The 21,151-nt window shown below is 44.3% G+C and carries 19 protein-coding genes; 15 read left to right on the top strand and 4 right to left on the bottom strand.

Going from position 1 to position 21,151, the window contains the following annotated elements; genetic code table 11:
- Nucleotides 1–49 precede the first annotated feature (49 nt).
- Nucleotides 50–3,376 carry an isoleucine--tRNA ligase gene (gene ileS / locus ACLHR0_RS29510; RefSeq protein WP_436491441.1) on the top strand — a complete coding sequence of 1,109 codons (3,327 nt, stop codon included), beginning with the start codon at nt 50–52 and terminating at the stop codon, nt 3,374–3,376.
- A 6-nt stretch (nt 3,377–3,382) separates the two neighbouring features.
- The gene (locus ACLHR0_RS29505) at nt 3,383–4,426 is read left to right on the top strand and encodes a TraR/DksA C4-type zinc finger protein (protein WP_429043878.1); all 1,044 of its coding nucleotides are present in this window, start codon (nt 3,383–3,385) and stop codon (nt 4,424–4,426) included.
- A gap of 76 nt (nt 4,427–4,502) precedes the next feature.
- Here ACLHR0_RS29505 and ACLHR0_RS29500 read toward each other — a convergent pair whose 3' ends face one another.
- The gene (locus ACLHR0_RS29500) at nt 4,503–6,017 is read right to left on the bottom strand and encodes a glycosyltransferase (protein WP_436491440.1); all 1,515 of its coding nucleotides are present in this window, start codon (nt 6,015–6,017) and stop codon (nt 4,503–4,505) included.
- A 215-nt stretch (nt 6,018–6,232) separates the two neighbouring features.
- Nucleotides 6,233–8,065, bottom strand: coding sequence for an ABC transporter ATP-binding protein (locus ACLHR0_RS29495; protein WP_436491439.1), 1,833 nt, complete (start codon nt 8,063–8,065; stop codon nt 6,233–6,235).
- A 197-nt stretch (nt 8,066–8,262) separates the two neighbouring features.
- Between ACLHR0_RS29495 and rbfA the strand changes: the two genes are divergently transcribed.
- Both rbfA and ACLHR0_RS29485 read left to right on the top strand, forming a co-directional pair.
- The gene (gene rbfA, locus ACLHR0_RS29490; protein ID WP_370909242.1) at nt 8,263–8,643 is read left to right on the top strand and encodes a 30S ribosome-binding factor RbfA; all 381 of its coding nucleotides are present in this window, start codon (nt 8,263–8,265) and stop codon (nt 8,641–8,643) included.
- 43 nt (nt 8,644–8,686) lie between these two features.
- On the top strand, nt 8,687–9,910 hold the full coding sequence (locus ACLHR0_RS29485) for an FtsX-like permease family protein (RefSeq protein WP_370909243.1): 1,224 nt from the start codon (nt 8,687–8,689) through the stop codon (nt 9,908–9,910).
- A gap of 82 nt (nt 9,911–9,992) precedes the next feature.
- On the opposite strand, the gene ACLHR0_RS29480 is transcribed toward ACLHR0_RS29485, so the two are convergent.
- On the bottom strand, nt 9,993–10,829 hold the full coding sequence (locus tag ACLHR0_RS29480; protein ID WP_429043889.1) for a transketolase: 837 nt from the start codon (nt 10,827–10,829) through the stop codon (nt 9,993–9,995).
- Nucleotides 10,830–10,992: 163 nt separating this feature from the next.
- On the opposite strand from ACLHR0_RS29480, the gene ACLHR0_RS29475 reads away from it, so the two are divergent.
- Nucleotides 10,993–12,135, top strand: coding sequence for a glycosyltransferase family 4 protein (locus ACLHR0_RS29475; protein ID WP_370911256.1), 1,143 nt, complete (start codon nt 10,993–10,995; stop codon nt 12,133–12,135).
- Between the two features lie 107 nt (nt 12,136–12,242).
- Complete coding sequence (frr, locus tag ACLHR0_RS29470) at nt 12,243–12,806, top strand: ribosome recycling factor (RefSeq protein ID WP_370911255.1); 564 nt, start codon at nt 12,243–12,245, stop codon at nt 12,804–12,806.
- A 90-nt stretch (nt 12,807–12,896) separates the two neighbouring features.
- On the opposite strand, the gene ACLHR0_RS29465 is transcribed toward frr, so the two are convergent.
- Nucleotides 12,897–13,784, bottom strand: coding sequence for a DMT family transporter (locus ACLHR0_RS29465; RefSeq protein ID WP_436491438.1), 888 nt, complete (start codon nt 13,782–13,784; stop codon nt 12,897–12,899).
- 118 nt (nt 13,785–13,902) lie between these two features.
- Between ACLHR0_RS29465 and ACLHR0_RS29460 the strand changes: the two genes are divergently transcribed.
- From ACLHR0_RS29460 to ACLHR0_RS29420, 9 genes are all read left to right on the top strand, one after another.
- Nucleotides 13,903–14,649, top strand: a complete 747-nt coding sequence (locus ACLHR0_RS29460) for a PPK2 family polyphosphate kinase (RefSeq protein ID WP_436491437.1) — start codon at nt 13,903–13,905, stop codon at nt 14,647–14,649.
- 76 nt (nt 14,650–14,725) lie between these two features.
- A complete protein-coding gene (gene mscL, locus ACLHR0_RS29455; RefSeq protein WP_370911252.1) occupies nt 14,726–15,154 on the top strand; it encodes a large conductance mechanosensitive channel protein MscL in 429 nt (142 codons plus the stop codon).
- 86 nt (nt 15,155–15,240) lie between these two features.
- A complete protein-coding gene (locus tag ACLHR0_RS29450) occupies nt 15,241–16,185 on the top strand; it encodes a DUF3078 domain-containing protein (protein ID WP_429043898.1) in 945 nt (314 codons plus the stop codon).
- Nucleotides 16,186–16,316: 131 nt separating this feature from the next.
- Nucleotides 16,317–17,111: a segregation and condensation protein A gene (locus ACLHR0_RS29445; RefSeq protein WP_079469813.1), complete on the top strand. Its 795-nt coding sequence runs from the start codon at nt 16,317–16,319 to the stop codon at nt 17,109–17,111.
- Nucleotides 17,104–18,012, top strand: coding sequence for a helix-turn-helix domain-containing protein (locus tag ACLHR0_RS29440; RefSeq protein ID WP_436491436.1), 909 nt, complete (start codon nt 17,104–17,106; stop codon nt 18,010–18,012). The genes ACLHR0_RS29445 and ACLHR0_RS29440 overlap by 8 nt, the downstream gene beginning before the upstream one ends.
- Nucleotides 18,013–18,115: 103 nt before the next feature.
- Nucleotides 18,116–18,988 carry a pirin family protein gene (locus ACLHR0_RS29435; protein ID WP_436491435.1) on the top strand — a complete coding sequence of 291 codons (873 nt, stop codon included), beginning with the start codon at nt 18,116–18,118 and terminating at the stop codon, nt 18,986–18,988.
- Between the two features lie 35 nt (nt 18,989–19,023).
- Complete coding sequence (locus ACLHR0_RS29430; RefSeq protein WP_079469810.1) at nt 19,024–19,551, top strand: YceI family protein; 528 nt, start codon at nt 19,024–19,026, stop codon at nt 19,549–19,551.
- A 229-nt stretch (nt 19,552–19,780) separates the two neighbouring features.
- Nucleotides 19,781–20,191, top strand: coding sequence for an OsmC family protein (locus ACLHR0_RS29425; RefSeq protein WP_079469807.1), 411 nt, complete (start codon nt 19,781–19,783; stop codon nt 20,189–20,191).
- A gap of 176 nt (nt 20,192–20,367) precedes the next feature.
- Nucleotides 20,368–21,081 carry a pirin family protein gene (locus ACLHR0_RS29420; protein WP_429043906.1) on the top strand — a complete coding sequence of 238 codons (714 nt, stop codon included), beginning with the start codon at nt 20,368–20,370 and terminating at the stop codon, nt 21,079–21,081.
- The last annotated feature ends 70 nt before the right edge of the window (nt 21,082–21,151 follow it).

Here is a 21,151-nt window from a genome sequence, read left to right as displayed (position 1 = left end):
TTTTAATCAATTATTGTCTAAATAACATCAAAGGGCGGGGAATTGTTTTATGTCCAGCAAATATCAGGAATATAGCCAGTTGAATTTACCTCAGATAGAGAAAGATATACTGCAACACTGGGAGCAGCACCAGGCTTTTGAAAAAAGTGTGGACGTGCGCGAAGGCGCCACTCCTTTTGTATTTTATGAAGGACCTCCAAGCGCCAATGGCTTACCCGGCATTCACCATGTTATTTCACGTACATTAAAAGACCTGGTATGTCGTTATAAAACGATGCGCGGTTACCAGGTAAAGCGTAAAGGCGGATGGGATACCCATGGTTTGCCGGTGGAATTGGGTGTTGAAAAAACTTTAGGGATTACCAAAGAAGACATAGGTAAAAAGATTTCTGTTGCTGAATATAATGATACCTGCCGCCGGGAGGTATTGAAATATAAAGATATGTGGGATGACCTGACCCTGAAAATGGGGTATTGGGTAGACCTGAAAAATCCGTATATCACTTTTGAGAATAACTATATTGAAACACTCTGGTGGTGTCTTCAAACGCTTTATAAAAAAGGATTCCTGTATAAAAGTGTAAGCATCCAACCTTACTCGCCCGCGGCTGGTACCGGCTTGAGTTCCCATGAACTGAACCAGCCCGGCACTTATAAGGATGTAAAGGATACTACGGTAGTGGCGATGTTTAAAGCCCAAAAGGCAAGTAATTCCCAATTCCTTTTTGATGCTGCGGGTTCAGATGAGGTGTTTTTCCTGGCCTGGACGACCACTCCCTGGACTTTGCCATCCAACCTGGGTTTAACAGTGGGGGCTAATATAGAATATGTATTGGTAAATACTTTTAACCCTTATACTCACCTGCCGGTAAATGTGATAATGGCAAAAGTGCTGTTAGGCAAATATTTCAAAGCAGAAGGGGAAAACGCTGACTTTGCAGCTTATCAGGAAGGCGATAAAGTAATTCCATGGAAGATACTGACCAGCTTTAAGGGCAGTCAGCTTGAAAATATCCGTTACGAACAGTTATTGCCATTTACCCAGCCGGAAGAAGGCGATCCGTTCCGGGTACTCCTCGGTGATTTTGTTACCACGGAAGATGGTACTGGTATCGTTCATACTGCGCCTGCTTTTGGTGCTGATGATAACCGGGTGGGTAAGAAATATGGTATAGGCATTTTAACACTGGTAGACCGGACCGGTAAGTTTACCGAGAATGTGGGTGAATTTTCAGGCAGATATGTAAAGAATTATAAAGATGATCCCGATTACAAAGATGTAGACGTGGATATCGCTGTGAAACTGAAGAAGGAGAACCGTGCATTTAAAGTAGAAAAGTACGAACATACTTATCCGCATTGCTGGCGTACTGATAAACCAGTGTTGTATTACCCGCTGGATGCATGGTTTATAAAGACTACTGCGGTAAAAGACAGAATGGTGGAGCTGAATAAAACGATCAACTGGAAGCCGGCTTCCACCGGTACTGGTCGTTTTGGCAACTGGCTGGAAAATATGGTCGACTGGAACCTCAGCCGCAGCCGTTACTGGGGTACGCCGCTGCCTATCTGGCGTACTGAAGATGGCAAGGACGAGATCTGTATCGGTGGTATTGAGGAACTGAATGCCGAAATCCGCAAAGCGAACCAGGTATTGGGTGGAGATGTGAATAAGTCTTATCTCCATGAAGGTATCCTGGATTTACACAAGCCATATGTGGATGATATTATCCTGGTGAGCCCGTCAGGTAAACCAATGCGTCGTGAGCCTGATTTGGTAGACGTTTGGTTTGACAGTGGCGCGATGCCGTATGCGCAGTGGCATTACCCTTTTGAGAATAAGGAACTGATAGATAAAGGACAGGCTTTCCCCGCTGATTTTATTGCGGAGGGAGTAGATCAAACCCGTGGCTGGTTCTATACTTTACACGCCCTGGGTGTGATGCTTTTTGATAGCGTAGCGTATAAAACAGTAGTTTCCAATGGATTAGTGCTGGATGCGAAAGGGCAGAAAATGAGTAAACGCCTGGGCAATGTGGTAAACCCGTTTGAGACCATTGAAAAGTTTGGGGCAGATGCCACCCGTTGGTACCTGATCACCAATGCTTCGCCCTGGGATAGTTTAAAGTTCGATGTAAAAGGTATAGGGGAAGCGCAGCGCAAGTTGTTCGGTACCCTGTACAATACATATAACTTCTTTGCTATGTACGCCAATCTTGATAAGTTTACTTTCAAGGAAGCATACATTCCTTTAGAAGAACGCCCGGAAATTGACCGATGGATTATTTCCGTGTTGAACACCCTGGTAAAAGACGTGACCAGCAGCTTTGACGATTACGAGCCTACGCAGGCAGGCAGAGCAGTGGAGCGGTTTGTGGATGAGCAGCTGAGTAACTGGTATGTGCGGTTATGCCGCCGCCGGTTCTGGAAGGGAGAATACGAGCATGATAAGATTAGTGCTTACCAGACATTATACGAATGTTTGGAAAAAATTGCACAATTGATGGCCCCGGTTTCCCCATTTTTCACCGATTGGTTGTTTAACAACCTGAACAGTGTGAGTGGCCGTAGCAAGGCTGCTTCCATCCACCACACTGATTTTCCCGTGATAAATGAGGGTGCGGTAGACCTTGATCTGGAAGAAAGAATGCAGCTGGCGCAGGATATTTCCTCGCTGGTATTATCCTTGCGTAAAAAGGTGAACATTAAAGTTCGCCAGCCTCTGCAGAAGATTTTAATTCCGGTGGCAAATGGCAGGATGAAGGAGCAAATAGAAATGGTAGCCGACCTGATAAAAAGTGAAGTTAATGTCAAAGGGATTGATTATCTTACGGAAACGGAGGGTTTTATCAAGAAAAAGATTAAGCCTAACTTCAAGTCCCTCGGTGGTAAAATGGGAGCAAAGATGAAATCTGTAGCAGCCGCAATCAGCGCGTTTACAGAGGCAGAAATTACCACCATTGAGCGCGACGGCCATTTCAACCTGGTTGTAGAGGGAGAGCAGTTGCAAATCCAACTCTCTGACGTTGAAATCATTTCCGAAGACATTCCGGGATGGACAGTAGCTAATAAAGGCGCCTTAACGGTAGCGCTCGACATTACTATTACTCCACAGTTGCAAGACGAAGGTAATGCCAGGGAACTGGTAAACCGGATACAAAAGATCCGTAAGGATAGTGATTTTGCTTTGACTGACAGAATTGACGTAACGATTGAAAGTGTAGACACGCTCAAGTCGGCCATTGTGAACTATAATGATTATATTTGCACGGAAATTTTGGCAGATAGCCTGGAATTAGTGGAGCGATTACAAGATGGTACAGAAATAGAGGTAAATGACCTTAAATTTAATGTATTAGTTAACAAAAAAAGCTAATCCCCCATGGCAACAAAAAAGAAGGTTGCTAGTAAAACGACCCAGAAAGCAGCTCCGGCTAAAAAGACTGTGGCAAAGGCATCACCAGCGAAGAAAGCTGTTAAACCTGCTCCGGTAAAGAAAGCGGCGCCTGCTCCAAAAAAAGCAGCTGCAAAAGCAGCCCCTAAAAAGGCGGCCCCTAAAGCAGCAGCAAAACCAGCAGCCGGAAAAGCCGTGGTAGCTAAAAGCACTGCCAAAAAAGTCGCTCCGGCGCCTAAAAAAGCAGTGAAAAAGGCCTCTGCCTTACCAAACAGTAAAACATCATCCGTCAAGAAAGTTGCTGTACCTGCGAAATCGACCGTTAAAAAAGAGCCTGCTGTAAAGCAGCAAGTGGTAACGAAAAGTGTTTCCGCTGAAAAAGAGAAACCATTTATTTCTAAGTCAGAAGAAAAAGAACTTAAAACGATGGCAGTAAAGAAAGCAGATACTAAGGTAGAAGTTGCTAAGGAGAAAGAATCCACAAAAAAAGCAGCCGAAAAGCCTGTTGTTAAGGCTGAAAAGTCAGTAAAGGCGGAAAGATCCGAAAAACCCGAAAAAACTGAAAAATCTGAGAAAAAAGGTGGAAAAGCTACCCTGGTAACTTATCAACCTGAATTCACCAAGTCAGTGCTGGATCAACCGGCACAACCTACTGGTCCTATATACAGATATAGTGATTCAGACCTGCAGGAGTTTAGAGAATTGATCCAAAAGAAGCTGGAATCAGCTAAAAAGGAGCTCATCTATCTGCAAGGCCTGATCACCCGTAAAGACGAGGCCGGTACCGACGATACAGAGAACAAATACATGAGTATGGAAGATGGCAGCGGCTCCCAGGAAAGAGAGCAACTGAACCAGATGGCCAGCCGTCAGATCCAGTTCATTGATCACCTGGAAAAAGCAATGATGCGTATTGAAAACAAAACCTATGGTATTTGCCGCGTAACCGGTAAACTCATAGATAAAGCACGCCTCAGGGCAGTTCCTCACGCTACATTGAGCATTGAAGCTAAACTGGCTAAAAGTAAATAGTCTTAGTACTAATTAAGACAGAAAAGGCGCAGCGGTTATCCGCTGCGCCTTTTCCTTTATAGCTGAATGAATATCATCAACAGGTGGCCATCTCTTTTTTATTACGTATTTGTCGCACAGCGAAGTAAATTAACCCAGCTCCAGCCAAACCTATCAGGCTGCCTACTCCAATTGTACGCGCCTGCTTTTTACTGATAGCCGGCAATTTAATGCCAAACTTCGCCGGGCTCGCCTGCGCAATATCCAACAGGGGCGCTAATGATAAGCCGCTGATAATTTTATCGGCAACCTTTTCTACAACATTGCCCGGATACTGTGGACAAAAAGCAACGCCGATGCCGGCCTCTGATAATAATTTGCTGTCGCGTTTTCCATCTCCCACATAAATGATATTCTGTGTATTAATATGATACTGCTGCGCGATGTAGGGAAACATATTACTCCGGGAGTATTCCTCTCCTTTCATAAAGTAGTCTGCAATAGTAAACTCGCCGGTAGCCACGCTGTTAACCAGGTGCAGCTTATTGGCAAATACGAAATCCATTCCCAGCTGATTCTTGATATGACGGGCTACGGTACCAAAACCGTCGGTGATCAGACCAACAGCATAACCCCTTTTTTTCAGTTCACGCACTATTTCGCGGATGCCGGGTACCAATGGAATAGCATCCGCTACTTCCAGTAATTCTGCAATATTGCGCCCTTCAAAAAGCGTGGCTTTTAAATGTAATGTAGTTACCGGATCATGCCCGGAAGATTCAATTTCCTGTAGCCCTTCCTCCTGTCCGAAGGCCACTGCAGCCCATTGCATGTAGTCTTGTGTAAACACGGCATGGTCCAGGTTAAAGATGACCATCTTCTGCAGTTTATCAATAGACTCGAGGATGGAATACTCCATTTGCTCCCGTATCAGGTTAATGTTGCCCAGTGTTTCAAGATTTTCCTGTGGTATATTTTCCGCTTTGCGGAGAATAGTGCGGGATACTTCTCTCGACATTTTGCTCAGCTGTTCCCAGGTTTGCATGGCATTTTCCACCTTTCCGATATTTGCTTCTGTGATACGGGCGCCCAGGTGATGCATATCTATCAGCAGACCGATATCCACGCCATAATCGTTCTCAAAATGCACACGGGAAAGGAATGATTTGCGCGCAGCAATCATCCCGCTGAGCGGTTGCTGGAAATGAGCAATCTCGGGGAATAATATACTCAGCAGTGGCTTGGCCACCAATTGGGTGACCCTGCCTGCCTGCCTTTCAAAGTAGGATTTGACGAAGTCGGCTTCGTCTTTTTCGATAGGACCAGTTAATAGGTCTATAATATTGTCGGGGTAAGTCAGGATGTCGCCATCAACATAGGCAATAATATCGTGTTTGGCAGCCATCATACCTTCACGCATAGATATTCCCTTCCCGCGCTGGCTGCTGGTAATCACTCTCACATGTTCTTTCATCGCCTCTTCCACTGTGTTATCTGTAGAATTATCGTCTACTACAATGATCTCAATTTTCCGGGACGTTTTCTTTACGGTTTTAATAACCTGGCGTATGGTAGCACCTTCGTTTAATACAGGAATTACGATAGATATCATAGGAGTTCGCTATGTTAAAGGTTAAAAAATAAGTGCTGCAAAGAGCTGGTGTTGGCATTGTCAGGGCGCTTCAATAACAAAAACCATACCTATTACGGGTTTTCGATAAGAAGAAAATGTTACCGAAAGCCATGCGGAGACTGGTTAAACGGGCACGTTCCACTTTTGAGCGGAACGTGCCACATTTACGTATATTCTTTAACGTTAGTGATTATCTATTTAAATTCCTGCATTTCCACCAGTTTGTGATAGATGCCGTGTTGTTTCAGCAATGCGTCGTGCGTACCACGTTCTTTGATTTCACCGTGATCCATTACAATGATTTCACTGGCATGTTGTATAGTGCTCAACCGGTGGGCAATCACAATAGTGGTGCGGTTTTGCATGAGTTTATCCAGTGCAGCCTGCACCAGTTTTTCGGACTCGGTATCGAGTGCGGAAGTGGCTTCATCCAATATGAGGATAGGCGGATTTTTGAAGATGGCACGTGCAATGGTAAGCCGCTGACGCTGGCCCCCGCTGAGTTTCAGCCCACGGTCGCCGATAATGGTATCATAACCGTTGTCCAGGTGTTCAATAAATTCATGCGCATTGGCAATCTTTGCAGCGGTGATTATAGCGTCCCTGTCGGCATTGGGCTGACCAAAAGCAATATTGTTCAGCACTGTATCATTAAAGAGAATGGCTTCCTGTGATACAACGCCGATCAGGCTGCGGAGATCATGCACTTTCAGGTCGCGTATATCGGTGCCGTCTATACGAATTGCGCCCTCATTTACATCATAGAAGCGTGGTAAAATATCTGCCATCGTGGATTTTCCTGCACCACTGCGGCCTACCAGCGCTATCATCTGTCCCTTATTAATAGTAAGCCGGATGTGTTTCAGCACATATTGCTGTTCGTATTTAAAGGAAACATCATCGTATTCCACGCTGCTGTTAAACCCGCTCACAGCGCGTGCATTCGGCTTTTCGTGGATGGTTACCGGGGCGTCCAGTATTTTGAAAATCCTTTCACTGGCTACCATTCCTTTTTGTATCGTGGTAATGGAAGTAGATACATTTTTTGCCGGCTGCATGATCTGTGAATAGAAAACGAGGTATGTCATGAAAGTGGCGCCGGTAAGCAGTTCGCTGCCGGATAATACCAGGCTGCCTCCATAAATTACCAGGATTACAATAACGATCACGCCTAATATTTCAGAAATAGGAGAAGCGAGTTCGCGCTGGTTGTACATCGATTTGCTCACTTTCACAAACCGGTTGTTTACCTCGCCAAATTTATTTTTCATGAAACGCTCTGCTGTGAAGGATTGTATGATCCGGATACCGCTAAGTGTTTCTTCTGTTACCGAAAGAATTTTTCCTAACAGGTCTTGGCTGAATTTTCCTTTTAATTTTAATTTCTTGGATACATAAGATATCAGCAGGCCGGAGATAGGAAAAAATACAATCGTGAACAGGGTGAGTTTTACGGAAAGATAGAACAGTGCCGCGAAGTAGCCGATTATAATGAACGGGTCGCGCAACAGTGTTTGTATGGCATTGATTACGCTGTTTTCTATTTCCTGTACATCGTTGGTCATGGAAGAAAGCAAATCTCCTTTTTGCTGATCGCTGTAAAATGACAGTGATTGCTGCGTAAACTTTTCATAGAGGCGTATACGTAGCCGGGAGAGTACGGTCATTTTAAGGCGTACCATTACCCTGGCGCTCATGTAGCGACCGAAGTTGGCAATTACGATACACACGCCTATCACTGCACAAACGAAGTACAGGGCGCTTTGTTTGGAGCCGCTGGCCCTGATAAAGTTGTAGAAATAATAGTTGAACAGATCTATAAAATAATTGATAGAAAAGGTGAAATGTGGTTCAGGGAGTGCCTGTGGAATTTCGCCCACCTGGTTGAAAATAACGGTCAGTAACGGGATCAGCATAGCAAAATTGACCATACCGAATATGATACCTATAAAGGTATATATAACATATTCCGGCAGATAATGGTGCAAAGGCGTGGCAAATCTTAGTAATCGCTTGAATGTCTTCATTCCTGGTAGTCTGTTTAACTTGCTGGCAAAAATAGCATAATTAAGGTATGAGGGGGTGTAAATGCGGCTATTCTTTCCCGGAAATGGTTAATTTCGCAACTGACGGGCTGCTGGCAGCCGGTTATGGTTTGGCGGGGCGGGGTAATTATGTTATTATCGTACGCAGACTGTTTTACTAACGATTAAAACTGAATGAGATGCAGGAAACTAAAAGGCAGAAACAAATAGGACAACTTGTGCAGCAGGAGCTGAGTGGTATTTTTCAGCGGTTGGGATTTAATGTAGTGGAAGGGGGAATGATATCTGTTGCTGCCGTGAAGATGACCCCAGACCTGCTGGAGGCGAAGGTATACCTGAGTATGTTCCAGATCAAAGCCCCTTCGGAGATGCTGGAGCGGATCAAGGAAAGAATGGGTGAGATCAAGAAGTTACTGGGAATAGGATTAGGCAAACAATTGCGCAGGATCCCCGAGTTGAGCTTCTTTTTGGATGATACACTTGATTACGTGTTTAAGATGGAAGAGTTATTCAAGAAAATCAAGGAAGATGACGCCAATATCAAGGATGGCAAGAAATAAGGGTTACGGATTCTTTATTCTTCATTCGTAATTCTACAAATACATGGTTTGGCAATTTGCTTCCCGTTACTTCCGGGCCAAAAAATCTACCAATGCTATCAATATCATTGCCTGGGTAAGTGTGGTGGCAATTGCAGTTGGCGCTGGCGCCCTGATTGTGATACTGAGCGTGTTCAATGGCTTTGAGGGCCTGGTAAAATCCCTTTATTCCTCTTTTTACCCTGCAGTGAAAATTGCGCCGGTTACCGGTAAAACAATTATCCTTACGCCTGCGCAGCTGCAGCAAATAGCAGCGGTGCCGGGTGTAGCCCATTTCTCCCGGGTAATTGAAGAGAAGGCAGTACTCCGTTACGGTGACGAGCCTACGATTGCCGTATTGAAGGGAGTGGACAGCAGTTATAACTATGTTACCGATGTAAAAAGCAATATTATCCGCGGACGTTTTGACACCGGCGACAGTGTGGCCTACCGGGCAGTGCTGGGATTGGAGCTGGAAGGTGCGCTGGGCGTGGATGTGGTGCATAGCATTGCACCTGTAACCGTATATCTTCCCCGCAGGAATGTAAATGCTTTTGTGACCCCGGAGGATGCGCTGAACAACGGCGTTTTATATCCCGCCGGAACTTTTGCAATTCAGCAGGAGTTCAACAGTAAGTATGTTATTACAAACATTGAATTTTTACGGGGCCTGTTGCAGATGGGGGCCGATGAGATGTCGTCGCTGGAAATCGGGACACGGGCAGGGATAAACGATAATGTGCTGAAAGTGCAACTGGAAAAGTTGCTGGGCGGCCGGTATAAGGTGCAAACCCGGTATGAGCAGAATCAGTCGCTATATGCCATCATGCAAACAGAGAAGTGGGCAGTATATGTGATACTTAGTTTTATTATGATCATTGCCGCTTTTAACATGATTGGGTCGTTATATATGCTGGTAATTGAAAAACAGAAAGATATTACGATCCTGAAGGCGATGGGAGCACGTAAGTCGCTGATTATGCGCATTTTCCTGGCCGAAGGATTGATTATTGCCGGTATTGGAACGGTGCTGGGCTTTGGGCTGGGAATCACCTTTTGTTTGTTGCAGCAGCATTTTGGGATTATTAAGCTGGAGGGGACTTCTTTCCTGGTGGATTCATACCCTGTGAGTATGCATGCGGCAGATTTTGGGTTGGTGTTTGTTACGATTATTGTGATAGGCGTGGCTGCCAGCTGGTATCCGGCGAGAAGGGCAGCGGTGGAAGCGATTACCTTGAAGGCAACCTGATATGGACTCATTAAGATATTAAAAAAAAGAGGCGCATGAATTCATGCGCCTCTTTTTTTAATATCTTAATGAGTAACTGCTATTAGTAGTCACCTAAAGTTTCCGGTAACTGAGCCAGTGCTTTGGCCAGCTGGTCGTCGCTGGGGGCGATACCGTGCCATTCGTGGTGACCTTCCATGAAGTCAACACCCTGACCCATAACGGTTTTCATGATGATGGCAATTGGTTTACCCTGACCGGTAAGGCTTTTAGCTTTTTCCAGTGTGGCAACAACATCATCCATATCATTACCATTCATGTGAAGTACGAGCCATCCGAATACCTCGAATTTGGCGCCCACGTCGCCAAGGCCGGCAACATCATCAGTAGTCCCATCAATTTGCTGACCGTTCAGATCAACAGTGATGATAAGGTTATCTACTTTATGATGAGGAGCAAACATTACAGATTCCCAGATTTGTCCTTCTTCCAGTTCGCCATCTCCGTGCAGGGAGAATACGAGGTTTTTATCGTTATTGAGTTTTTTTGCAAGCGCAGCGCCGATTGCCACACTCATGCCCTGGCCCAGGGAGCCGGAAGCAATGCGTACGCCCGGTAAGTGTTCATGGGTGGTAGGGTGGCCTTGCAGGCGGGAGTTCAGCTTACGGAAAGTGCTCAGTTCCTGTACGGGGAAATAGCCGGAACGGGCAAGTGCGCTATAGAACACCGGGGAAATGTGGCCATTGGACAGGAAAAACAGGTCCTGGTTTTTACCATCCATATCAAAAGGTTCCGGTTTATGATCCATTACCTTGAAATACAAGGCAGTCAGGAAGTCGGCGCAACCTAATGAACCTCCGGGGTGACCGCTTTGAACGCCATGTACCATCCGTACAATATCTCTCCTTACCTGAGTAGCAATATCTTTGAGCTGTGGCATGATAGTTGTTAATTTTTGTGCCGCAAAACTAATAGAATTTCGTAGATTTTGTGGCTGTTGAATGTTTTTTTTGCGATCTCAAAGTATTAAAAAAGTTGATTTTTTTAACGTTTCTTTTCATATTTCGTTGAAATTAATATCTTTGCACAATTAAGCCCCACTAATGGAGAATGTATTAATTGCTACCGTCCTAAGTTTTGTTGTTACCTATTTTTCTATTCCAATACTGATCAGAGTGGCGGAATTAAAGCACTTATACGACGAACCGGACGAAAGAAAGACGCATAAACAGCGTATACCAACGCTGGGAGGAATCGGTTTTTTCTCCGGATTTATAATTGCCACGGCTATCTGCGTACCCGCGTTAGCCAATTCGCCATTTCAATACATGATGGCGGCGTTCTTTATCATTTTCATGGTGGGCATGAAGGATGATATCGTAGGGTTGTCTCCGTTAAAGAAATTAATCGGGCAGCTGGCGGCATCTTTCGCTATTATTTACCTCGGCAATCTTCAGATAACCAGCATGTATGGCTTCATGGGAATTTATGCCATGCCTCCGAATATCAGCCTGATGCTGACTTATTTTACTTTTATTGTGGTAATCAATGCTTTCAATCTGATAGACGGCGTAGATGGCCATGCCGGTAGCATCGGATTGTTGGTGAGTGCCGTGCTTGGTGCTTATTTCCTGCATGTGGGTGAAATCACTTATGCCGTAATAGGCTTCGCATTGGCGGGTGGATTAGCCAGTTTCCTTATATATAACATTTCTCCTGCCCGTATTTTTATGGGAGATACGGGATCCTTACTGATAGGCCTGGTAAATGCGGTGCTGGTACTGAAATTTATTGATGTGGCTGGCAATCCTGCCGGTAAGATGCCTATCGGGGCTACACCAGCTGTAGCATTTGCTATCCTGATCGTACCTTTATTTGACACCTTACGCGTATTTGCGGTTCGTATGTTACAGGGAAGATCTCCTTTCTCTGCCGACAGGAACCATATCCATCATTACCTGCTGGACCTGAAGCTCAATCACAGGCAAACCACGCTGGTTTCTGTAGCAATCAATGCTACCTATATCGTTGGTGCATTTGTGTTACAGGGAATGGGCGCTACCTGGCTGCTAATGGTTGTAATAGGTTCTGCTACCTTTTTTACAGGGGTATTGTACCTGGCACGCCGGAAGAAACTGGCGGTGAAGGCTATTCCAGAGCCGGTAATACAGCCAGCAGTGGCAACAGCAAAAGAAGCCACCAAAATATTGCGTGTTACAACAGAGGGTGTATTGCAAGATAAATAATCCTTTTGTTGTGGTTATTTGTAAGCATTTCTACTTCCATTATCAGGGCGTTACTTTGACGATTAAAAGAAAACCTGTAGGTTTGCACGCACTTAACTATTTATGTTATGCAAGATGATCTAACGCTTATCATTGATGAAGCAGCGGACTCGATGAAGAAAGCTATCGGGCACCTGGAATCGGAACTTACAAAAATCAGAGCCGGGAAAGCCAATCCGCAAATACTGGATGGTATTTTTGTTGACTATTATGGTGCACCAACTGCACTGAACCAGGTTGCTAATGTAAGCATTGCAGACGCCCGCACCCTAACCATTCAGCCCTGGGAAAAAAATATGCTGCAGCCTATTGAAAGAGCCATTATTGCATCTAATATTGGTCTCAATCCTCAAAACGACGGGGTTATCATCCGTTTATTCCTTCCGCCATTAACCGAAGAACGCAGAAAAGAATTTGTGAAAAAGGTGAATAACGAAGGTGAACAGGCAAAGGTAGCCATCAGAAATATCCGCAGGGATGCTATTGAAGCAGTTAAAAAGTTACAGAAAGACGGTTTAAGCGAAGATACTGCCAAGGATGCGGAAGCCGATATCCAGCAATTAACCGACAAGCACATTACGCTGATCGATAAGCATTGCGAAGTAAAAGAGAAAGAAATTATGGCTATTTAAAAAGTATAGCCTGAAAATATTGTAGCGGAGATATTAACGGATACCGATCCTGTTAATATCTCCGCTCCTTTTAGTGGTGGGCAGCATGCCTTATTTTGCTGTAGACACCCTGTTGGCCCTGTTTACGAGATACACCCCCAACAAAATAATGCCCATGCTTCCCACCTGAATCAAGGTAATTGTTTCATGTGCCAGCAAGCCCCATCCCACGGCTACTAACGGTAACGCATATGCTACCATAGAGGCCAGCATAGACCCCGCTCTTTTGATGAGCAGGAAAAAGAGCACAGCTGCCACGCCGGTTCCCATCACACCCAGTACCAGGCCTGCGGAAAGTGAGCGCCAGGGCGCATCCGGTTGGGAAAACTGTGGAAAGAAGTTACTGTACCACAGAATCGGAAATGTGAACACGGCACAAAAGAACATAGCCAGAGATCCCAGCTGCAGAGAACTGAAGCCCTGCAGCTTATGATGTACCATGCTGATATTTACGCCATAGCTTACTGTAGCCAGGATTACCAGCAGCGCATAATACCAGTGGCCATTTGTATTGATGCCTTTGGCAGCGAACAGTAATACTACCCCGGCCAGCCCTACGAAAATGCCGGTGAGCTGCGCTTTTTTAAATGGACTTTTAAAGATAATGATACCGGAAAGCAGGGCCATTAACGGCGTTAAGGCATTAAGGATACCCGCCAGGGAGCTGTCGATTTCTGTTTCTGCAAGGCAAAATAGAAAAGCCGGGATACCGTTGCCCAGGATGCCGGAAAGTATAATAAGGGGAAGCTTATTTACGGGCGTTTGCCTGAATGCCTTTGGTAAAAAAGGTGAGAGGGCTACGCCGGCAGCCGCCAGTCTTAAACTGGCCACCTGGTACGAAGTAAATGATTCCAGGCCTATTTTCATCAATATAAAGGAGCTGCCCCATGTGAGTGATAACAGGAGAAACACTCCCCAATGGGCGAAACGTTGGTGCATAGCTGTTGTTTTTCGAGTACAAAGGTGCAGGTATCCTTCATATTCAGCAAAATATAAATCATGATAACGCAACACTTCTGTCCCGATTTTGTTAAATTTATTTATAAGAATACGCTACATGGGTAAAATCAAATTGTCTGCTATCAGTACATCGGCTCCCAAAAAGCTGGATAAAGAAACAATAAAGGCGGTAACCCGGGAAATTCTGGAGGAGCTGGATGAACTCCAAAACCTGCTGTATGCACAGCATAAACACTGTGTATTGCTGGTAGTACAGGGAATGGACGCCAGCGGGAAAGACGGCGTAATCAAAAACGTTACCGGTACCTTAAATCCGCAGGGCTGCACGGTCCACTCTTTCAAAGCACCCAGCCCCGAGGAATCAGAACACGATTTTTTATGGAGGATACATCAGCATGCGCCGGGTAAAGGCATGATCCAGGTGTTTAACCGCTCACATTACGAAGATATTCTTATACAACGCGTACACAAGTGGATCGACGATAAGATGGCCTTTAAGCGGATGGAAGCCATCAACGATTTTGAGAAATTGCTGACGGTTCATAATAATACGCACATCATAAAATGTTACCTGCATGTATCACAGGAAGCCCAGCAGCAACGCCTTGTAGAACGGACAGAAGACCCCCGCAAGATGTGGAAATATAACGAAAATGACCTGACAGAATCAAAGCTGTGGAATAAATATATGGATGTTTATGAAGATGCAATTAACCACTGTAACTATGTGCCCTGGCTGATTGTTCCGGCAGATCAGAACTGGTATAAGGAATACCTGATTGCGCTAACGTTGAGGGATACACTGAAATCATTAAAGATGAAATATCCCCGGTTAAAGAAATAATAGCTTAATAATTAACGTGTTCGGGTATTATGCTTTAATTTTGTTCACTTATTTTAACCAATAAAAACCTTGCATTATGTCGTTCATCAAAGAGTTTAAGGAGTTTGCCATGAAAGGCAATGTAATGGATCTTGCAGTGGGTGTGATTATAGGTGGTGCGTTTGGAAAGATTGTTACATCCCTGGTAGATAATATCCTGATGCCTATCATCGGATTATTTACCCGGGGAAAGAATTTTAACGACGTCTTTTATGTATTAGACACAAGTAAGGGAGACGTGGCCACACTGGCTGATGCGAAAGCTAAAGGCATAGCGGTATTTGCTTATGGCGCTTTTATACAAAGTGTGATTGATTTCCTGATTATCGCCTTCTGTATTTTCCTGCTGGTGAAATTTATGAATAAGCTTACCAAGAAAAAAGAAGAAGCCCCAGCCCCGGCTGAACTGTCTACCCAGGAAAAACTACTCATGGAAATCCGTGATGAACTGAAAAAATCCAGATAAAAATTTTTAGAAATACCCTTACCATTCCATTTTTCCTTCCGGAAAAAGTGGGGTGACTTATTACGTACTCATTTAAACACAAATTGATGAAAAAATTTACTTTATCCATTGCCTGCTGTATGCTACTGTTTACGGCGGTACACGCGCAAAATGACTGGATGAAGAAGTCGAGAGAAGAAGCTGCCGGTAAGATCAAAAAAGACCCTAATGACACCATTCCCAAATTGTGGAGAAAGGGGATGAACATTAATGTAAATATCAACCAGGGATCCTTGAGTAACTGGGCTGCGGGCGGTGATAATTTTGCTTTCTCTATCGGGTCCAATCTTTTTGGCTGGGCGTTTTATAAGAAAGGAAAACATTCCTGGGACAACATCGCCGACCTGGCTTATGGCTATATTAATACCACCAGTTTGGGAGGACGGAAAAATGACGACCGCATTGACCTTACTTCCAAATATGGCTATGAGATTGGCAAAAACTGGTATTTAAGCGGTTTGGTGAATTTACGTACCCAGTTCACCAATGGTTATTTGTATCCTTCGGATACTACGCCGCAGTTGTCCTCAAAATTCTTCTCTCCTGCTTACGTGCTGGTGTCGCCGGGTTTTGATTATAAACCGGATAATTCATTTTCTTTATTCCTGTCGCCAATTACTTCCCGTTTTGTGTTTGTAATGGATGACGTACTCTCTAAACAGGGCGCTTACGGAGTGGATACAGGGTCGCATTTTAAATATGAAATAGGCGCTTACCTCTCTGCCAACTATATAAAGACCTTTGCAAAAAACATGACTTATAAAGGCCGGCTGGATTTATTTTCCGATTACAGGCACAACCCGGGGAACATAGACGTGTTTTTTACCAACGCATTGGAACTGAAGGTAAACAAGTGGATTTCTGCCCTGCTGACCGTAGATATGATATATGATGATGATGTAAAAGTATTTGAGAATAAAGAAACCGGTGTGATGGGTCCCCGGCTACAGATAAAACAGGTGATCGGGATTGGCTTTGCTGCCAAGTTCTGATTCGCCGGAATTTTGTTATTTTTGATATCGCACAGCGGCATGGAGACAGGAAACCGGTTATCTAACCGGGCATTTAATGACTCCGGGCAATTGTGCGATATCTTTTTATAAAAAATCTTTAAAAACATTACGTGAGCGAACAAGCACCTGTCTATAAGATCAAATTACCGCAATTTGAAGGTCCTTTCGACCTGCTGCTGTTCTTCATTGAACGTGATGAGCTGGATATCTACAATATCCCTATCAATACCCTCACGCAGGATTTCCTGGACTATATTCATCATATTGAAACGTTGAATATAGAGCTGGCCAGTGAATTTATTCTCTTTGTGTCTACCCTGATGCGTATCAAAGCAAAGATGCTGTTGCCGCGCAAGGAACTGGATGAGCAGGGAAATGAAATTGATCCGCGGATGGAGCTGATAGACAAAATCCTGGAATATAAGCGTTACAAGCTGGCGGCCGCGGAACTGGCAGAAATGGAAGCAGACCGTATGCTGTCTGTAAAACGTGGAAATATTGCAAAGGAACTGGCCGAAATCGGGGAAGTGACCAGTGAAGGTACTGAAGTGCAAACCCTCACACTCTTCAAGCTGACAAAAACCTTTGAGAAGGTGATTCAGCGCATGAAAGAACGCGATAACAAGCCCCAGCACGTGGTATACAAGTACGATTATACAATGGAGGGCTCCAGGATGTATATGGAAGAGCTGGCACGAGCAGAGCGTACTTTATCTTTTGAAAAAATATTCGATCACTGTAAAGACCGTGTGCATGCCATTTTCCTGTTCCTCAGTATGCTGGAACTGGTGCAAATGAAGCATATGGGGATTATGGTGGGCGAAGGCAGGAATAACTTTATTATTGAATACATTGATCCTTCCGAAAGGGAGGAAGAAACAGCAGGAACCTTAATAGATGGCTGAGAAACGTGAAAATATCGGGATTGTTTCCTTACCGGAGTACTCACATGTAGATCCGGGATTTGTGGTGTCTGGTCTTTGTGAATTAGGTAACTCTTTTTTTGATCAGATCGGCGTACCTCACCGGCACGACTTCTACACCATTTACTGGATTAAGAAAGGTAAACTGCTGCATACCATTGATGCGGTGACGCATGAGGTAAAAAAGAACACGCTTTTTTTTGTGGCTCCCGGCCAGGTGCATAACCTGCAGGCAACCGATAAAATAGACGGATACATGATCGCCTTCCGCGATGCTTTCATGTGTTTAAAGGATCAGACGCAGGTATCCGGCATCAATTCAGGGTTGTTTTTCAATAACCAGTTCAGCAGCGTAATTCATATTGATGATGAACAGGAGAAAGATATTGACGCCATTGTTCGCCTGATGATGAAGGAGTTAACCCTGCGTGAACCTGAATATGAAATGGCCCTGCACGGCCTGCTGCGTTATTTCCTGGTATTGGCTTCCCGCATAAAGGGAGAAAATGTAGCCATTACCCCTGAACAGCATGCAGCGCATAATAGTTCCATCTTCCTGAAATTCAAAAACCTGATAGAGGAAAAATACCAGGAATTAAAAACCGTATCTGATTACGCCGGCCTTTTACATATCAAACCCGTGCTGCTGAATGAAATCAGCAAGCAATTATCCGGTATTACCGCCGGAGAACATATCCGCAACCGGGTGATCCTGGAAGCGCAGCGGTATTTGTACAATACAGACCTTACCGCCAAAGAGATAGCCTATAAGCTGGGTTTTGATGATCCGCACTACTTCAGCCGCTTTTTTAAGAAGTATACCAACCAGAGCCCTTCTGAATTTAAAGAGGCTTCCCGCACATCTGTAGGCCCTTCCGTCTGAATTTTCCGGAATTTTAAAAAAAGTCCATCACTAGGAGTGTTTTATCCATTCTTAACCGATGTTGTAACATGTACTTTTGTGTTGTCTTAAGGAGGCAAATAATATGAAAACACAAAAACATGTAAGCCAGATCGTAATTGCAGCCGCACCACACATGGTAGGCGATGGATTCAGGGTGCAGAGCACCTTACCGGGCGGAACCCGTTCTGAAGGTAACAGGATCAGTCCTTTTATCATGATGGACTATGCAGCTCCCAATTACATCCCACCGAGTGTAAGACCCAAAGGTGTTGGCGAACATCCGCACAAAGGCTTTGAAACCGTTACCATCGTATACCAGGGCGAACTGGAACACCGGGATTCTACCGGTAGTCGTGGTTTGTTGTTTCCCGGTGATGTGCAGTGGATGACAGCTGCCAGCGGCATCTTACATGAAGAAAAATACAGTGAAGCATTCAGTAAACAAGGCGGGAAGGTGGAGTTTGCCCAGTTATGGGTAAATCTTCCTAAAGCATTTAAAAATAATCCTCCCTCCTATCAGAACCTTACCAAAGCAGAAATTCCTGTGGTAAAGGTAAGTGCAGAAGGATATGTGAGAGTGATTGCAGGTGAGTATGATGGTGTGAAAGGCGCCGCCAGTACTTTTTCCCCAGTGAATGTTTATGATATTCATCTTAAAAAAGATGATAAAATCACTTTAAGCATACCGGAAAATTTTAACACGGCAGCCGTCGTATTCCAGGGAGAAGCTGATGTGAATGGCCAGTCACTCAAAGGAGTGGAAACCGCTCTCTTTGAAAAAGAGGGTACCGAAGTAATCATCACCGCGCTGAAAGACACTGCTATGGTGGTGCTGAGTGGCGAACCGATTGATGAACCCATTTTTGCTTACGGTCCGTTTGTGATGAATACCGAAGATGAAATCAGAACGGCGATAGATGATTTTAACGCCGGTAAAATGGGAGTTTTAAACTAATTAAACATTTAATAATACTAAAAAAACAAAGCTATATGACAACCTGGAAAATTGATCCGTCACACAGTGATGTACAATTTAAAATCAAGCACCTGATGATTACGACCGTAACCGGTCAGTTTGCCAAATTTGATGGTACCATGCAAACTGTTGATAATGATTTCAGCACTGCCAATATCACATTTGAAGCAGACATCAACAGTATTTCCACACAGAATGCGCAGCGTGATGCTCACCTGCAGGCAGGAGATTTCTTTGAAGCAGAAAAGTATCCAAAGCTCACATTCGTGTCTAAAGAAGTAAAGAAAATAGATGCAGATACATTTAAACTGGTAGGTGATTTAACCATCCGGGATAATACCCGCCCCGTAGAGCTGAATGTTGAGTTTGGCGGCGAAGTGGTGGATCCTTATGGCCAGACTAAAGCAGGATTTGAACTGAGCGGTAAAATTAACCGTAAAGATTTTGGTCTTACTTTCCACGCTACTACTGAAACCGGCGGATTATTGCTGAGTGATGAAGTAAAGCTGTTGGCCAGTGTACAAATGGTAAAGCAACAATAATATGGCACTTGCCTGTTGCAGGTCAGGATCTGTAACAGGCTATAGCAATATTAATAGAAAGAATATAGGAATCAATTGACAGGAACCATGTATAGCCGCGCAGGAAACTGTGCGGCTTTTTTTATGTGCTTTTACGTTCCAGGAAGCTCCGGCGTTTTTTATTGCCGATTAATTTGTAATTTGGGCCTCCGCACTGATTTTTCTAACTGGAAAAAATAAAAAATTAAACATGAAAAGATTTGCATCTGCCAATTGGCAAGGTACCGGTAAAGAAGGTAAAGGCACTTTAACTTCCCAGTCAACTGTATTAAACAAGACCCAGTACTCTTTCAGCAGCCGTTTTGAAGATGGTATTGGTACTAACCCTGAAGAACTGATTGCAGCAGCCCACGCCGGTTGTTTTACCATGAAGCTGAGCTTTGTGATCACTGGCGCAGGTTTTACTCCCGGTAACATTGATACCAAATGCACTATTACTTTAGATAACGGTGCTATTACTACCAGCCACCTGGAAGTAACTGCCAGCGTAGAGGGCCTGGACGCTGCCAAATTCGCTGAATTTGTAGCGGATGCTGAGGCTAACTGCCCGGTAAGCAAGGTGCTGAATGCTACTATTACTACAGATGCGAAACTGGTGTAAATAGCTACCAGGCATCGTTACAGCTTTTACGGATTTTTCATATGCATGCCGTTTTTTAAACGGCTACTGTATAGAAAGATCCGTATTTTTTTGTCCACTTTTTTCAACATATGATCCATTCTTCCCCCCTTCGTTTATAGCGATATTTGTAGTGTTAAAACAAAGGAGATTTAGTTATGAAGAAAGTTATTCATCGCGCAGATACCAGGGGATACGCCAATCATGGTTGGCTGAAAAGTCATCATACTTTCAGCTTTGCTAACTACTACGATCCTAACAGGATCCACTTTGGCGCACTGCGTGTGTTAAATGATGATGCCGTAAAAGGCGGAATGGGTTTTGGCGCCCACCCGCATGATAATATGGAGATTGTATCTATTGTGTTGGATGGTGAACTGGCCCATAGCGATAACACGGGTAATAAAGAAGTGATCCGTAAAAATGATGTACAGATTATGAGTGCCGGAACAGGTGTAGTGCACTCTGAATTTAATGCATCTAAAACGGAAGAAGTGAGTTTCCTGCAGATCTGGGTAATTCCAAAAGAAAGGAACGTAACGCCCCGTTACGACCAGCAAACATTTGATCCTGCCGCGCGTGAAAACGCTTTACAGGTGGTGATTTCACCGGATAAAGAAGCCAATGGCCTGTGGTTAAACCAGGATGCCTGGTTTACGCTGGGTAAATATGAAGCGGGCAAAACACTGGACATTACCGCTAAGGCCACCAACATGGGAACCTACCTGTTTTTGCTCAGTGGTGAATTGAATATAGATGGAGAAACATTAACAACACGTGATGCGATCGGGTTATCTGAATATAACAAAGTAAGTATTGAGGTAATCAAACCGGCAGAGTTTTTGCTGATAGATGTACCAATGCTGAACTAATCACATCGTTATATACTAACCCATTATATCTAAAAGAAGATCAGTCGTTACGGCTGGTCTTTTTTTTATA

Origin of the sequence: Chitinophaga sp. ARDCPP14 (assembly GCF_051362515.1) — a bacterium.
In the GTDB taxonomy this organism is placed as follows: domain Bacteria; phylum Bacteroidota; class Bacteroidia; order Chitinophagales; family Chitinophagaceae; genus Chitinophaga.
Note: the sequence above shows the minus strand (reverse complement) of the source record. Positions and strands in the feature narration are given on the sequence as shown.